Genomic DNA, 15,089 nt, shown 5'->3' with positions numbered 1-15,089 from the left:
GTGTAAAGGGTTGTGGCTGGAAATATTTCTTATTTACGCAGGGATTGGTGTAGATCAAAAGATCGCAGCCTGCGGCAGCTCCTACAGGGGAAGCGCATTGCAAATGTAGGAGCTGCCGCAGGCTGCGATCTTTTGCTTTATAAAATGGCCGCGTTACTGCGCTGCGCCTGTTTGAGGTAAACGCTCAACTCACGCGCCGGCAGCGGCTTGCTGTAGAAGTAACCCTGACCTTCGTGGCAGCCTTCGGAAATGATGTAGCTTTCCTGTTCGGCGGTTTCAACGCCCTCGGCAATCACCTGCATGCCAAGGCTTTTACCCAATTGAATGATCGCGCGAACGATGGTCGCGTCGTCGTCGTCATCGAGCAGATCCTGGACGAAGCTCTTGTCGATCTTGATCTTGTCCAGCGGCAGACTTTTCAGATAACTCAGCGATGAATAACCGGTACCGAAGTCGTCGATGGCGATCAGCGCACCGGAACGGCGCAGGCTCAGCAAGTGTTGCGCAGCAGTGCTGATGTCTTCCATCAGGCCGGTTTCGGTGACTTCCAGTTCCAGACTGCGCGGCGGCAAGCGGTACATCTGCAGCAGGTTGTTGACCACGCGCGGCAGCTCGGCGTGGTGCAATTGCACGGTGGACAGGTTCACCGCCATGCGCAGGTCGGCGAAACCCTGATCGTGCCAGTCGCGCAATTGCTTGCAGGCTTGATCCAGTACCCACTCGCCAATCGCGATGATCGTGCCGTTCTGTTCCGCCAGTGGAATAAACAGATCCGGCGGCACCAGACCGTGTTCCGGATGTTGCCAGCGAATCAGCGCCTCGACGCCGACCACGCGGTGGTCGCGATAGCTGATCTGCGGTTGATAGACGAGGTAGAACTGGTCGCGCAGCAAGGCATCGCGCAGGTCTTTTTCCAGCTCGCGGCGACGGCGCATCTCGCTGTCGACGCTGGCGATGTAGAACTGATAACGGTTGCGCGAGCGGGTCTTGGCCAGGGTCATGGTCTGCTCGGCTTTCTGCAACAGCTTCTCGGTGCTGTCGCCATCCTCCGGGAACAGCGTGATGCCGATGGTCGCGCGCAGGCGGATTTCCTGATGGTCGAGGGCGAACGCCGCTTCCAGATCATCCAGAATGCTTTGCGCCAGTTCCGCCGCTTCGTAAGGCTGTTCGATATCGGCCTGTACCAGCGCGAACTGGTCGCCACCCAGACGGGCGAGGGCGCCGAGGCGGCCGCTGTGGGCGCGCAAGCGATCGGCCAGCGCCAGCAGCAGTTGGTCGCCGGTCTGGTAGCTGAATTGTTCGTTGATGCCTTTGAAATCGTCCAGTCCTACACACAGCACCGCAACGCGGCGTTGCAGCTTACCGGCGTCGACCAGGATTTTGTCCAGTTGCTGCTGCAATTGCTGACGGTTCGGCAAACCCGTGAGGAAGTCGTATTGGGCCATGCGCAGCAGGCTGTTTTCCGCTTCGTGGCGCAGGTGTGTATTACGTTCGATCGATTCCAGTAACTGGTTAGCGGTGTTGATCCAGAGGCCCAGCTCGTTTTTCTCGTGGCCCTTGAGTTGCGGAATCTTGTGTTCGCTGGGGCGATCGGGGTTGATCTCGGTGAGGTGCTCGATGATCCGCGACAGCGGTTTGGTCAGCAGCCAGTGATAGACCAGATACAGCACCAGACCCATGGCCAGTGCGCGCAACACGCCGGAGATGAAAATGATCACCGAACTGACGATAAAACCTTCGCCATAGGTGGCGGTGTCGAGGGTGATGCTCAAGTCGCCGTAATACTCGCTATAGGGCCCGCGCCCCACCAGTTGCGTGGTGAAGGTACGTTCCTGACCGAGGATCAGGTCGGTCAGCCAACGGCTGTTGGAATGCTGCAAGTCGCGGGATTTCTGCGCGAGCATGGCTTCGTTGGGATGACCGATGGAGGCCTGGCGCACGGCGTCGTCCTGAAACAGGCCCTCGATCACCTGCATGCCCATCTCCCGATCGAGGCTGTAAACCGCCTGGGTCGAGGGGTCGCGGAACATGTCGAGGATGCGCTCGGCGTCGCCGGCAACCGCTTGACGTGTTTTATAGGCATCGAAAACGATCTGCGCGCAGCTCAAGACCACGCCGACGATCAATGCCGACAGGAGCACGACCCGGAGCAACTTCACCGACAAGCTGTTCTTGAGTTCCAGCTTCAAAGGGTTATTCCTTAATCCGTGCGGGTAGCGTCAAGTTGCCATGAGTATTGGCAATCCCGTGTTGGCAGTCAAAGGGACAATCAGGCCCCGAATGAATTACCCGTGGCGTTGGCCGAAATGCTGCTCTGTGGCGTCTTCGCCCGATTAGTATTGTGTCGGTTGTATTGGCCCTCAACTTGAGTGCTGTCTGACAATTTTTCCTTTGATTGATGTTAGCCCTCTGCGCCACGGCAGCAAGCGGCGTGAGGCTGCATTTTCTGTGGGAGAAACGCCATTTTCACGTAGGAGCTGCCGAAGGCTGCGATCTTTTGATCTGAAATACCATCCGGCCAATGAGTCGCGGTCATCAAGGGCTCGATTTCCCCACAGTTCAGCAAGTCTCTCCCGCCAAAGAAAAGTCGGAATTTCCCTACGCACAATGCGGAATCGGCCTGCATCCGTGCTTGAGTTCGCTCGTCAAAGTCCGCTGTTTTGCAGAACAGTGCACGGACGTGACCAGACTTATCCCTCAACGCGAACTCCACGGCCAGCAGGTACTCGACACCCATCAAGCCATGGACATCTTTCGAGAGGCACTCAACCGCCCAGATGAATTGCCGGGCTTCGACAATCTGCTCGATGCAATGAATCTCAATCATTCCAATTACCTGCAAGGCGCCAACCAGAGAAAACTCGGCGAAGCCGTCAGTAATGGTGAGTGGGTTGTGGTGAAACCACGTGTTGTCGCGAATAACAGCGGTGCTTCCTGGAACGCCTTCAAACCCAAATCAGAACCACCACCCGCCGAGCATCTGGTGGAAGACCACGCCTACACCTTGCCGCCACCGGCTGAGTCGGGCTTTCACATTGTCCAGAAGCCCATGAGCCGCGAAGCGCTGGAGCGAGCGCTGTATGAAACGACGCCTGGCGATGCATTGCGCCGCGAGTTCCGTTCGCTAAACCGTCATTTAAGTGAACAGGTCAAACCGGGGCAAATGGTCATCTTCAGTGACTCGCGCAACTACATGTGCCGACGCGAAGAGGCGCAGATGATGGCGGCAGCGGAGAAGGTGAATGAAGCGCTGAAGGATCTGACGGATGAAGAAGCTTCTTTCATGGTAGAGCATCATCAGGTGATTGAGCCGTTTTTGGGTGTTTCTTCCGGAGCATTGGGCGTTGCATCGTTCATGGTGGGGCAGCACATGGAAACGCTCAATAACACGCTTAAAGAACTGGAGCGCTTACACATCGAGCAATACCGCCAGTATGGCAATCTCCATTCCGTGGGTTTTTTTGCGCAACGCAAAAGGCTGATGAAGAAGCTTGATGTCGGTTTGGGGACGTTGGTTCGAAAGACAACAGGCATTCCGGATCACCCGAAGCTTAAACGCGCACTAGGGTTGTCCACGCAAAGAATCGTGCACAACTGGAACAAAGCTGGAGCATCAACTCAACTGCCGGGGTATGCGACACATATTGAAGGCGTGGCGCGTGCATCGAAATACATGAAAGCCGGTGGTTATGTAGCAATTGGTCTGGGAGCTGGATCTGCGGCGATGAAAATTCACGAAGCGTGCCGAAGCGGGCGCGAAGAGGAATGTCGCAGGGCGAGATTCATAGAGGGAGCGAAGCTGTCTGGAAACGTTCTAGGCGGAATACTAGCGGGCAAGTTAGCGACAACCATTGCTCCGATGACATGTGTCGCGATAGGCGTAGGAACCGCCGGAGCAGGAGGAGTCGCTTGCATGTTGGTTGTAAGTGGCATGCTCGCAGCGCAAATAGGAGATGGGGGTAGCCAGACAGGGGAACTTCTCGGCGAAAAACTATACGAGATGAACGAATAATGAGCTTCTACCGAATTTTAAGCTTGCCCACCACTTCACTTCTTAAATTGAGCCAAGTACTTCTTGCTAAAGGGGCCTGGATGCTGGGAATCAACGTTAAGGATCCATCGTGATCGCCCCACATTTTGATCTCGTCTATCTCTATTCATGGGCCGTGGTACTTCTGCTTTTCTTCCTCAGCGGGGCATTCGTGTTGTTCGCCGCCTATTTCCGGCTGGATCAGATGGAAGACCATTTCATTGCCTCCCACATTGTGGGCATTAATAGCAGAATATTTGGAAACGGCCCATTTGGGCGAATGAGAAGAGTCAGAGAAATAGGGACATTGACGGGCCGTTTGACCCATTTTCAAATGCTGGATCCGCATGCAGTCATGGAAGCAGAAATTATCCCGGAGTATCTGAAAAAGTGGGTGAGAATTCCAGACTACCTCTTCCAGCTGAGTGTGATCGGTGGCGGGTTACTCTTGCTTTGGTTGAGTACTGGTTGGATATGCGTGACTCTTTCCAGACCAGCGAGTGATCTGCAATTAATCGGTGTTGCCGGGTTAATTGCCTGTTTTTCCTTGGGCCTGATCGCTGTATTTGCAAAAGTATGGATCAGCTTTTTCAGACTGGCGCAGCTTGAGTCTCTCCTGAAAACATCGTACTTCGTCGCTCGCAATCAACGAGTGTTGGGAAACGGCGTCTACGGTCGCTACTGTCGTTTGTCTCACATTTCACAGATGCTTTTAATCGACGATGATTTTTTGTCAAAAAGTGATCCCTATGCGATGGATGAGATCGCTGCTTTCCCCTCGCATCTACGACGCCTGGTTGTTATTCCTGCGCAAATAATTGCTTATTCTTTTCTTGGATTTTTGGTCATCCACCTCGGTGGGAAAACTTTTGGAGTATTTGCCTGATACTGCTGCCGCAAATCACAGGCATAAAAAAACCCGGCCGAAGCCGGGTTTTTTGACTGGCGCGCAGCTTAAGCGGTGAAGGTTTTGCCTTCGAACTGCTCAGCAACGAACTTCCAGTTGACCAGGTTCCAGAACGCTTCGACGTACTTAGGACGAACGTTGCGGTAGTCGATGTAGTAAGCGTGTTCCCAGACGTCGCAGGTCAGCAGCGGGGTGTCGCCGCTGGTCAGCGGGTTGCCGGCGCCGATGGTGCTGGCCAGGGCCAGGGAACCGTCAGCCTTTTTCACCAGCCAGCCCCAGCCGGAACCGAAGGTGCCGATCGAGGTTTTGCTGAACTCTTCCTTGAACTTGTCGAACGAACCGAAGGCTGCGTTGATGGCTTCAGCCAGCGCGCCGGTTGGTTGACCGCCGGCGTTTGGCGCCAGGCAGTTCCAGTAGAAAGTGTGGTTCCAGACCTGAGCGGCGTTGTTGAAGATACCGCCCGAGGAAGTCTTGACGATTTCTTCCAGGGTCTTGCCTTCGAACTCGGTGCCTGGCACCAGGTTGTTCAGGTTCACGACGTAGGTGTTGTGGTGCTTGTCGTGGTGGTATTCCAGGGTTTCCTTGGAAATGTGCGGCTGCAGGGCATCGTGTGCGTAAGGCAGCGGCGGCAATTCGAAAGCCATGATGATTCTCCTAATCAGGTCTGTTGCGGTGAGCGCAAGGCCGATCACGGGCGGCCAGAAATGCACCGGCGAGTTTTTACTCTTTGCGGCGCAGGGGTTGGATCATAGCACCGGGGTTGCGCCATAACCACGCAACAACTGTGTGGGATAGAGGTTCCAGAGCCTTTTGGAATAAATCAGCTGGCGATAATTAATTGCCCGGCCACGGTGAACATCATCAACGCCACCACCAGATCGAGAATTCGCCACGTGCTCGGCCGTGCCAACCACGGTGCCAGCCATGCCGCGCCGAGCGCCAAGGTGAAAAACCACAACAGCGAAGCACTCGCAGCACCGACCACATAAGCGCCTGGCACCGATTGCTGCGCGCCCAGCGAACCGATCAGTAAAACCGTATCCAGATAAACGTGCGGGTTGAGCAACGTCACCGCCAACGCGCTGAGCATCACCGCGCGTAGCGAACGTACCGTCTGATTCTCGCCCTGATTCAGGCTCTGTTTCGAGCACGCCCGGCGCAGCGCCTGGCTGCCGTACCAGATCAGAAACGTCGCGCCGCCCCAACGGGCAATCGCCAGCAGCGTCGGGTTCTGCGCCAGAATCGTCGCCAGCCCGAACACGCCGGCGGCGACCAGCAGCGCATCGCAAACCACGCACAATGCCGCCACTGGCAAGTGATGCTCGCGCCGCAGGCTCTGCGCCAATACAAACGCGTTCTGCGTGCCGATCGCCATGATCAGCCCGAACGCCACCAGCAGGCCGTTCACATAGCTTTGCCACATAACAATTACTCCGCGTTGGCCGCCAGATCGCGCAGCACCTGCATCGCGCGTTCGGCGTCGGCCTGACCGACAAACAAATGATCGTGGTAGTAGCCGGCAATCACGTTGCAACTGATCCCGGCCTTGCCCAATGCCGTGGCAAATGCGGCGGTGAGTCCGACGGCTTCCAGCGCTGAATGCACGTTGAGGGTGATCCACGCGGCGACGTAGTCGAAGCTGAAACCAGCCTGTTCAGCGTGGGAACGTTCGAGAATCATCGTCAGACCTTCCTGCTCGCGGAAGCTGCCGACGGTCTCCAGACCTTCCGGCAATTTGTTGTCGCGCAGGGTGCAGAACACGTATTCGCCGGCGTTGAGTTGCGGGCTCATGCTGCGCAACAAGGTTGTGAGAGAGGTTTCGCCAGCCATTGCAGTGTTCCTTGATAAAGAGTGCTTGCTGGCTATTCTCCGGCCGAAACCTGTATAAGAAAAACCAATAGTGCTGATCGCTCATTAGGAAAACTGATGTTCGACTACAAATTGCTGTCTGCTTTGGCCGCCGTGGTCGAGCAAGCCGGATTCGAGCGCGCCGCGCAGATTCTCGGGTTGTCGCAATCGGCGATCTCGCAACGGATCAAACTGCTGGAGGCGCGGGTCGGCCAGCCGGTGCTGGTGCGCGGCACGCCGCCGTCGCCCACGGAAATCGGCCGGCGTTTGCTCAACCATGTGCAGCAAGTGCGTTTGCTTGAGCGCGACCTGCAAACCCTCGTCCCGGCCTTGGACGAAGAGGGTTTGCCGGAGCGCCTGCGCATTGCGCTGAACGCCGACAGCCTCGCCACTTGGTGGGCGCAGGCAGTCGGCGATTTCTGCGCCGAGCAACATTTATTGCTGGATCTGATCGTCGAAGACCAGACCGTCGGCCTCAAACGCATGCGCGCCGGTGAAGTGGCCGCGTGCTTGTGCGCCAGCGAACGACCGGTGGCGGGTGCGCGTAGCGTGTTGCTCGGCGCGATGCGTTATCGCGCGCTGGCCAGCCCGGCGTTTATCGAGCGGCATTTCCCCGATGGCGTGCGCGCCGAGCAACTGCCGCGCACCCCGGCGCTGGTGTTCGGCCCGGACGATTTTCTTCAGCATCGCTATTTGGCGTCGCTGGGTGTCGACGGCGGATTCGAGCACCATTTGTGTCCGTCTTCGGAAGGTTTTATCCGTCTGACCGAAGCCGGATTGGGTTGGGGACTGGTGCCGGAGCTGCAAGTGCGCGAGCAACTGCAACGCGGCGAATTGCGCGAACTGTTGCCAGATAAACCGATCGACGTGCCGTTGTACTGGCATCATTGGCGCAATGGCGGTCAGTTGCTGGGGTTGCTGACCGAGCAATTGGTGCGCGCTTCAGCACAATGGCTAGTGCCTTGGAAACAGCTGTAAGCGTCAAGCTGCAAGCGGCAAGTTGTGGGCTTGCGCACCGTTTTTACTTGTAGCTCGAAGCTTGACGCTCGCAGCTGCTTTTCTGTTGGAGTTGTGCATGAAAATTCTGGTCACCGGCGCAAGCGGCTTCATTGGCGGACGCTTTGCGCGTTTCGCTCTGGAGCAGGGCCTGGACGTGCGGGTCAACGGGCGCCGGGCCGAAAGCGTCGAGCATCTGGTACGCCGTGGCGCCGAGTTTGTGCCTGGCGATCTGAGCGATGCCGAGCTGGCGCGCGAACTCTGCAGCGATGTCGAAGCCGTGGTGCACTGCGCCGGGGCTGTCGGGCTGTGGGGGCGCTATCAGGACTTTCATCAGGGCAACGTGCAGGTCACAGAAAACATCGTCGAAGCCTGCCTGAAGCAGCGTGTGCGGCGTCTGGTGCACCTGTCGTCGCCGTCGATCTATTTCGACGGCCGCGACCACCTCAACCTGACCGAAGAGCAAGTGCCCAAGCGCTTCAAACATCATTACGCCGCGACCAAGTATCTGGCCGAACAAAAGGTTTTTGGCGCTCAGGAGTTCGGTCTGGAAACCATCGCACTGCGCCCGCGTTTCGTCACCGGCGCCGGCGACATGAGCATCTTTCCGCGTCTGCTGAACATGCAGCGCAAGGGCCGTCTGGCGATCATCGGCAACGGCCTGAATAAAGTCGATTTCACCAGTGTGCAGAACCTCAACGAAGCGATGCTCAGCAGTCTGCTCGCCGCCGGTTCGGCGCTGGGCAAGGCCTACAACATCAGCAACGGTGCGCCGGTGCCGTTGTGGGATGTGGTCAATTACGTGATGCGCAAGATGGAAGTCCCACAGGTCACCAAGTACCGTTCCTATGGGCTGGCCTACAGCGTCGCGGCGCTGAATGAAGGCGCGTGCAAACTTTGGCCCGGACGTCCGGAGCCAACGCTGTCGCGGTTGGGCATGCAAGTGATGAAGAAAAATTTCACCCTCGACATCAGCCGCGCGCGGCATTATCTGGACTACGATCCGCAAGTCAGCCTGTGGACGGCGCTCGATGAGTTCTGCGGCTGGTGGAAAGCCCAGGACATTCGTTGAGTTCACTTGGTCGGCCAGCACTGAACCGCGCCCTCGGTCGAGGGTCAATGCCTGCGGCTGAGCGGGTTATACTTCGCAGCATTTAGCCATCACCGCGTTTTACAAAGGTTGCCTCAATGTCCATGCGTAATGATGCCCACGACGATTTCGATGATGTGCCGAGCCTGCGCGCCGACACCTTCGACGACGATGACATTCCGACCACCGCCCGCACCACCGTGCATTCGCGCACACCGCCAGTGGTCAAGGTCAAAGCCGCCAGCACCGGGCCGCTCTGGGCTTTGGTCGGCGCGTTGTTTTTTGCTTTCATCGGCCTGGCCTGGTGGAGCTTTCAGCAGATTTCCTTGATGGAGCAGCAACTGGTCGCGACTCAGGAAAGCTTCGCGCGGATCAGTGAAGAAGCGGCGGGGCGCTTGCAGGATATTTCCGGCAAAGTCGTCGCCAGCCAGAGTAACGTCACCAGCGACAGCGAAGCCTTGAAGTTGCAGATCAAGCAACTCGAAGAAAAGCTGCTCGATCAGAACAAACAGCAGCAAGGCGTCGCGGGGCAGGCCAGTGATCTGGACAAGCGTCTGGCGCAGATGACCGCGCAGACCACCGAACAGCAGACCGCCAATACCCAGTTGCAGGCGCAGGTCAAAGCCTTGAGCGCAGAACTGGCGACGCTGAAAAGCACCCCGGCGGACACCAGCAAGGTCGATACGCAGTTGAAGGCCTTTGATGCGCAGTTCAAGAGCCTCGGCGCTGATATTGCGGCGTTGAAGAAGCAAGGCAATCCGAGCGCGGCCATCGAGCGTCTGGAACAGGACATCGTTGTGCTCAAAAGCGAGCAGGACAATCGCCCGGCAGCGCCACAGGGCGGCGGCAACACCGCCGAGTTCGACGCATTCCGTGGGCAGATGACCCGCACCATCAACACCTTGCAGGCGCAGATCCAGAACTTGCAGCAGCAGATCAATTCCCGGCCATAAACGCCGATCCCTCGTCGAGTGGGCTTTTGTGGTGAGGGGATTTATCCCCGATGGGTTGCGAAGCAGCCCCAAAGCCTGAGAACTCGGTGTCACTTTAGAAATGCAGGGGAGCGCTTCGCACTCCAACGGGGCGGTGCGACGTTTCGCTAAATCCCCTCGCCACAGGGAGCGTTTAGCCACAGGGCTTTGCAATCCCCTGCATCATTCTGAATATCCATACATCCGCGCAACCCGTCTACGCTCTTGAAACACCAACAAGAACGAGGGATGCGTCATGGGGTTTGTGCAAAAATTCGCCTGGCTCTGTTTGCTGGTATTGGCCGGGTTCGGTCAGGCCAGCGCCGCGACCGCCGCAAAAGATGACAGCCAGGCGGCAATCGCCCTGCTGGAAAAAGCGCTCGCTTACTACCACGACAACGGCGACAAGGCCTTCGCAGCCTTCAGTCGTCAGGGCGAGTTTGTCGACAAGGATCGCTACGTGTTTGTGGTCGACACCAAAGGCGTGATGCTCGCCAGCGGTGGGCCGTCGTCAGCGCTGATTGGCCGCGATGTCAGCGAAGTGCTCGGGCCGGATTTGCAGAAAGCCTTCAAGCAGGCGTTGCTGGTGCCGGAAGGCAATGGCATTCAGCAGGCGGAGTACCGCTGGCAGAATTGGTCTGACGGCAAAGTCGAGCGCAAGCACGTGTTTTACCAGCGCATCGGTCAGCGGATTCTGGCCGTCGGTTACTACCTGCCTCGCGCCTCCGCTGAACAAGCCAAAGCCCTGCTGGATAAAGCTGCGACGGATCTGAGCAAAGACGAGAAGGGCACGCTGACGGCGATCAACTCGCTCAAGGGCGGGTATTTGCAGGATGACCTGTATGTCTTCGTGGTCGATTTGAATACCCAGCGCTATGTTGCCCACGGCACCAATCTGCGGCTGATCAATACCGACTTCGGCAAGGTCAAGGATCCGGAGGGCAAACCGGTGGGCGAGCCGATTCTGGCGCTGATCGGCAAGCAGGATGACGGCGAGTATGAGTATCGCTGGAAAAACCCGGTGACCGGCAAGATCGAGGATAAGCATGCCTACCTGAAGAAGGTCGGGCATTTCCTCGTTGCGGTCGGTTACTACAGCCCTTGAAGATCAAAAGATCGCAGCCTGCGGCAGCTCCTACATGGGGCCCGTCATCCTGTAGGAGCTGCCGAAGGCTGCGATCTTTTGCTGTTATTTTGCGCCGTGCTCACGCCCGCGCAGCAGGTTGTTCGGCATCGCAATCGCCGCCGCCAATCCAAGCAACGACACCGCGGCACTCACCCACAACAAATGCCGAAACGTCACCAGCAACTCCGCGCGCAAGGCATTCTGCGCATCCCCCGGTGCCGCGTTGAGGCCGTCCAGCAAGACGTTCCCGGAGTGCCCCTCACTCATCAGCGAACTGCTCGCCAAATGAGCGAAACTGGAATCCTGCAACAACGCCAGCAGCAGCGCCGACATCAACGCCACCCCTACCGCGCCGCCCAGCGAGCGGAACAGGTTGGTGGTGCTGGTGGCCACGCCGATGTCGCGTTGTTCCACCGAGTTCTGCGTGCCGACCAGCGAGGTCGGGAACTGCATGCCGCTGGCGATCCCGCAGAGCAACATGAACAATCCACTGATCAATGTGGCTTCAGGCGGACTGAAGGCCATGCCCAGCACGGCAATCGGCATCAGAATCGCGCCGGTCAGAATTTGCGGTTTGTAGCGCCCGGTCACCGATGTGCGGCGACCGGCGAAGTACGCACCGATCGGCAGACCCATCGCCAGCGGTAGCAAGTGCAACGCCGCACTGTCCGCGCCGGCGCCGGTGACGCTCTGAAAGCGCAACGGCATCAGCACGATCAAGGAAATCGCCTGGAAACTGGTGAAGAAAATCGTGCACCAGCACAGCAGCGCATTACGGTTGGCGAACAGGTGCATCGGCAGCAACGGCTCTCGTGCCCGACGTTCGTGCCAGACGAAAATCGCCAGCACCACTACCGCGCAGGCAAACAACCCGAGCACTTCAGCGCTGCGCCACGCATGACCCTGACCCACCTGAGTGATGCCCAACAGCAGCGCGGTCAGGCCGATGATCATCAGCACGGTGCCGACATAATCGATGATCGGTTTGCGTTGCGGAATCGGCAGCCCGCGCAAGTTGCGGTGCGCGACCCAGTAAGCGCCAAGCCCCAACGGCAGGTTGATCAGAAACACCCAACGCCACGACAGGTATTCGGTCATGTAACCACCGAGCACCGGCCCGGCGACGCTGGCCACCGCGTACATGCTGCTGAAGTAACCCTGATAACGTCCGCGTTCGCGCGGCGGCACGATGTCGCCGATGATCGCCTGGCTCACCGAAATCATCCCGCCGGCGCCGATGCCCTGAAGGATCCGCGCCAGCACCAGTTGTTCCATGCTTTGCGCCATGCCGCAGAACAGCGAGGCCAGGGTGAACAGGCCCATGCCGAACAGCATCAGTTTGCGTCGCCCGTACAAGTCGCCGAGCTTGCCGTAGATCGGCACCGCCACAGTCATCGCCACCATGTAGCCGGAAATCACCCAGGCCAGCAGGCTGACGTCTTTGAATTGGGCGGAGATGGCCGGCATCGACACGGCGACGATGGTCTGATCCAGCGCACCGAGAAAGATCGCCATCATCAGCGCCACCAGCACGCTGCGAATGGCCGGTTTGGGCGTTTCAGGGTGATTGAGATTGGTCACGGGCAAAACCTGCGGGCAGTGAGAGTCCCGCAGTTCGTCAGGCGAGCGGGGATGCTCGCCAGTGTAAGTCGGTAGCAGGCTATTCGATAGCCTCATAAGGAAGTCCGACGTAATTTTCTGCAATAGTTTTTCGGCCCGCTTCTGAACTGACAAAGTAGTCCAGTTCCGAGGCACTGATGCGCTGACTGAACGCATCGTGATCATCAAAACGGTGCAACATCGAAGTCATCCACCAGGAAAACCGCTCGGCTTTCCACACGCGGCGCAGGCAGATCTCCGAGTATTTCTCCAGCAGGTCGTTACGCCCCTCGCGGTAAACCTTCAGCAGAATATTGAACAGCGTGCTGACATCGCTTGCCGCCAGATTCAGACCTTTGGCGCCGGTGGGCGGGACGATGTGCGCGGCATCGCCGACCAAAAACATCCGCCCGTATTGCATTGGTTCAACGACAAAACTGCGCAGCGGCGCGATGCTTTTTTCGATCGAAGGGCCGGTGACCAGTTTCTCGGCCAGTGCAACTGGCAGGCGGTTTTTCAGTTCATCCCAGAAGCGCTGGTCGCTCCAGTCAGCGACGTTTTCTTCCGCCGGCACCTGCAAGTAGTAACGCGTGCGCGTCGCCGAACGCATGCTGCACAAGGCAAAACCGCGCTCGTGGCGGGCGTAGACCAACTCGTCATGCACCGGCGGCGTGTCGGCGAGAATGCCCAGCCAGCCAAACGGATAAACCCGTTCGAACACCTGCAGACAATCCTCAGGAATCGACTGCCGAGCGACGCCATGGAAGCCATCGCATCCGGCGATGTAATCGCAATCGACGCGCCAGGTTTCTCCGTCCTTTTCGAAGGTGACAAAAGCTTCGTCGCTTTTCATGCCGTGGGGAACGACATTGCTCGCGGAATAAATTGTCTGCGCGCCAGCCTCCCGACGAGCGGCCATCAGGTCGCGAGTGACTTCGGTCTGGCCGTAGATCATCACGGTCTTGCCGCCGGTCAACGCGTGCAGATCGATGTGCACCTGACGCCCGTCGAGCGCCAGTTCGAAACCGCCGTGAACCAGCCCTTCAGCGTCCATGCGCTGACTCACCCCAGCCTGACGCAACAGCTCTACCATGCCTTGTTCAAGCACGCCGGCGCGGATGCGGCTGAGCACATAATCGGGTGTCTGACGTTCGAGGATGAGGGTGTCGATGCCGGCGTTGTGCAGCAACTGGCCGAGGAGCAAACCGGACGGGCCGGCACCGATGATGACAACTTGGGTTTTCAGCGTTTTCATTGTTTTTATGACTCGCAAGCTTCGCGCGACAATCGCCGCTGATTTATTTTTATGGATCGAGTGCTTGCATTTTTCCCTTGCGGGTCTGTCAATTGAAGGTGAAAACTGAGCCGATACCTGTACATTCTGCCAATCGGTGCGATTATCGCCCGCAAACCTCGAGGCCTGGATTGAAGTGATGAACAAGCCTGACCTGCCTTCGATTCCAGTGTTCAAGCTCTACGGTGAAAGCCTGGATTGGCCGACCCCTGACTTGCTGCACTGTGAAACCATTTCCTCCCGCAGCCGCGAACATCAATGGGAAATCAAACCCCACCGCCACGCCGATTTGTGCCAGTTACTCTTCGTTTTCAAAGGTCAGGCAGAGCTTGAAATCGAAGGCCATCGCACTCAGTTGCAGACCCCGGCGATTCAGGTCTTGCCGCCGTTATCGGTGCATGGCTTTCGTTTTTCCGAGGACGTTGAAGGCTTTATCGTCACCCTCGCCACACCGCTGATCAATCATTTGCAGGCGCAACTGGGCGACTCGGTGCACGCTTTGGCGCAGACCGAGAATTATCCGGCGGGCAAGGACGGCGATTACCTCAACAGTTTATTCACCGCGTTGCAGGCCGAGTACAACGGCCATCAACCGGCGCGGGAAATGCTCATGCATTCGCTGGTCAGCGTGATCATGGTCTGGGTCAGTCGCCAGGCAATCGTGCGGCATAACGCGAGTCAAAGGCCGCAGCGTCAACGCGAATACCTGAACGGGTTTATTCAGTTGGTGGAAGAGACTTACCGTCAGCACGTGAAGGTCGAGGATCTGGCGCATCGGCTGGGGATCTCGGTGTCGCACCTTAATGGCACGTGCCGTGAATTGGCGGGGCAACCGGCGTTGCAGATCATGCACGAGCGTCAGTTACTGGAAGCCAAGCGTTTGCTGACGTACACCAGCATGACCATTTATGAGATGTCGGAGTTGTTGGGGTTCTCTGATCCGACCAACTTCACGCGCCTGTTCCGGCGCCGGGTGGGGATATCGCCAAAGGCCTTCCGCGATCGCTTGAAGACCGAGCAGTAACCCGAAAACACCACAATCCCCTGTAGGAGTGAGCCTGCTCGCGATAGCGGTGTATCAGTCAAAATTTATCTGAATGACACACCGCTATCGCGAGCAGGCTCACTCCTACAAAGTCAGCGCAGTGCGTTCAGCGACGCATTGTGCGGAATGCAGCGCTCGAAATTGCAGCTCGCGTATTCACGCGGCAGCTGTCGCAACTGCTCG

General features: G+C 57.8%; 13 protein-coding genes. 7 read left to right on the top strand and 6 right to left on the bottom strand.

The window, feature by feature from the left end; all coding sequences use genetic code 11:
- Window positions 1-137: 137 nt before the first annotated feature.
- Window positions 138-2,189 (bottom strand): bifunctional diguanylate cyclase/phosphodiesterase, encoded by a 2,052-nt coding sequence (locus tag AD669_RS21225; protein ID WP_053123358.1) that lies wholly within the window; start codon window positions 2,187-2,189, stop codon window positions 138-140.
- A gap of 491 nt (window positions 2,190-2,680) precedes the next feature.
- On the opposite strand from AD669_RS21225, the gene AD669_RS21215 reads away from it, so the two are divergent.
- Entirely contained in the window at window positions 2,681-4,012 is a 1,332-nt protein-coding gene (locus tag AD669_RS21215; protein ID WP_156316181.1) for a hypothetical protein, read from the top strand.
- Between the two features lie 109 nt (window positions 4,013-4,121).
- Window positions 4,122-4,916: a hypothetical protein gene (locus AD669_RS21210; protein ID WP_256218905.1), complete on the top strand. Its 795-nt coding sequence runs from the start codon at window positions 4,122-4,124 to the stop codon at window positions 4,914-4,916.
- A 68-nt stretch (window positions 4,917-4,984) separates the two neighbouring features.
- On the opposite strand, the gene AD669_RS21205 is transcribed toward AD669_RS21210, so the two are convergent.
- From AD669_RS21205 to AD669_RS21195, 3 genes are all read right to left on the bottom strand, one after another.
- Window positions 4,985-5,581, bottom strand: coding sequence for a superoxide dismutase (locus tag AD669_RS21205; protein WP_007918933.1), 597 nt, complete (start codon window positions 5,579-5,581; stop codon window positions 4,985-4,987).
- Window positions 5,582-5,757: 176 nt separating this feature from the next.
- The gene (locus AD669_RS21200) at window positions 5,758-6,360 is read right to left on the bottom strand and encodes a LysE/ArgO family amino acid transporter (RefSeq protein ID WP_053123351.1); all 603 of its coding nucleotides are present in this window, start codon (window positions 6,358-6,360) and stop codon (window positions 5,758-5,760) included.
- A gap of 5 nt (window positions 6,361-6,365) precedes the next feature.
- Complete coding sequence (locus tag AD669_RS21195; protein WP_053123349.1) at window positions 6,366-6,767, bottom strand: ACT domain-containing protein; 402 nt, start codon at window positions 6,765-6,767, stop codon at window positions 6,366-6,368.
- Between the two features lie 96 nt (window positions 6,768-6,863).
- Here AD669_RS21195 and AD669_RS21190 point away from each other — a divergent pair, with 96 nt between their 5' ends.
- From AD669_RS21190 to AD669_RS21175, 4 genes are all read left to right on the top strand, one after another.
- The gene (locus AD669_RS21190) at window positions 6,864-7,763 is read left to right on the top strand and encodes a LysR family transcriptional regulator ArgP (protein ID WP_053123347.1); all 900 of its coding nucleotides are present in this window, start codon (window positions 6,864-6,866) and stop codon (window positions 7,761-7,763) included.
- A 97-nt stretch (window positions 7,764-7,860) separates the two neighbouring features.
- Window positions 7,861-8,853, top strand: a complete 993-nt coding sequence (locus AD669_RS21185; protein ID WP_053123345.1) for an NAD(P)-dependent oxidoreductase — start codon at window positions 7,861-7,863, stop codon at window positions 8,851-8,853.
- Between the two features lie 116 nt (window positions 8,854-8,969).
- The gene (locus tag AD669_RS21180) at window positions 8,970-9,824 is read left to right on the top strand and encodes an ATPase (protein ID WP_053123343.1); all 855 of its coding nucleotides are present in this window, start codon (window positions 8,970-8,972) and stop codon (window positions 9,822-9,824) included.
- Between the two features lie 274 nt (window positions 9,825-10,098).
- A complete protein-coding gene (locus tag AD669_RS21175; RefSeq protein ID WP_053123341.1) occupies window positions 10,099-10,947 on the top strand; it encodes a cache domain-containing protein in 849 nt (282 codons plus the stop codon).
- A gap of 84 nt (window positions 10,948-11,031) precedes the next feature.
- Here AD669_RS21175 and AD669_RS21170 read toward each other — a convergent pair whose 3' ends face one another.
- Complete coding sequence (locus AD669_RS21170) at window positions 11,032-12,549, bottom strand: MDR family MFS transporter (RefSeq protein ID WP_053123339.1); 1,518 nt, start codon at window positions 12,547-12,549, stop codon at window positions 11,032-11,034.
- 79 nt (window positions 12,550-12,628) lie between these two features.
- On the bottom strand, window positions 12,629-13,822 hold the full coding sequence (gene pobA, locus AD669_RS21165) for a 4-hydroxybenzoate 3-monooxygenase (protein ID WP_053123337.1): 1,194 nt from the start codon (window positions 13,820-13,822) through the stop codon (window positions 12,629-12,631).
- A 178-nt stretch (window positions 13,823-14,000) separates the two neighbouring features.
- Between pobA and AD669_RS21160 the strand changes: the two genes are divergently transcribed.
- Complete coding sequence (locus tag AD669_RS21160) at window positions 14,001-14,885, top strand: helix-turn-helix domain-containing protein (RefSeq protein WP_053123335.1); 885 nt, start codon at window positions 14,001-14,003, stop codon at window positions 14,883-14,885.
- Window positions 14,886-15,089 lie beyond the last annotated feature (204 nt).

This window comes from Pseudomonas sp. P1.31 (assembly GCF_001269815.1).
Lineage (GTDB): Bacteria > Pseudomonadota > Gammaproteobacteria > Pseudomonadales > Pseudomonadaceae > Aquipseudomonas > Aquipseudomonas rustica.
This window is presented reverse-complemented; position numbering and strand designations above follow the sequence as displayed.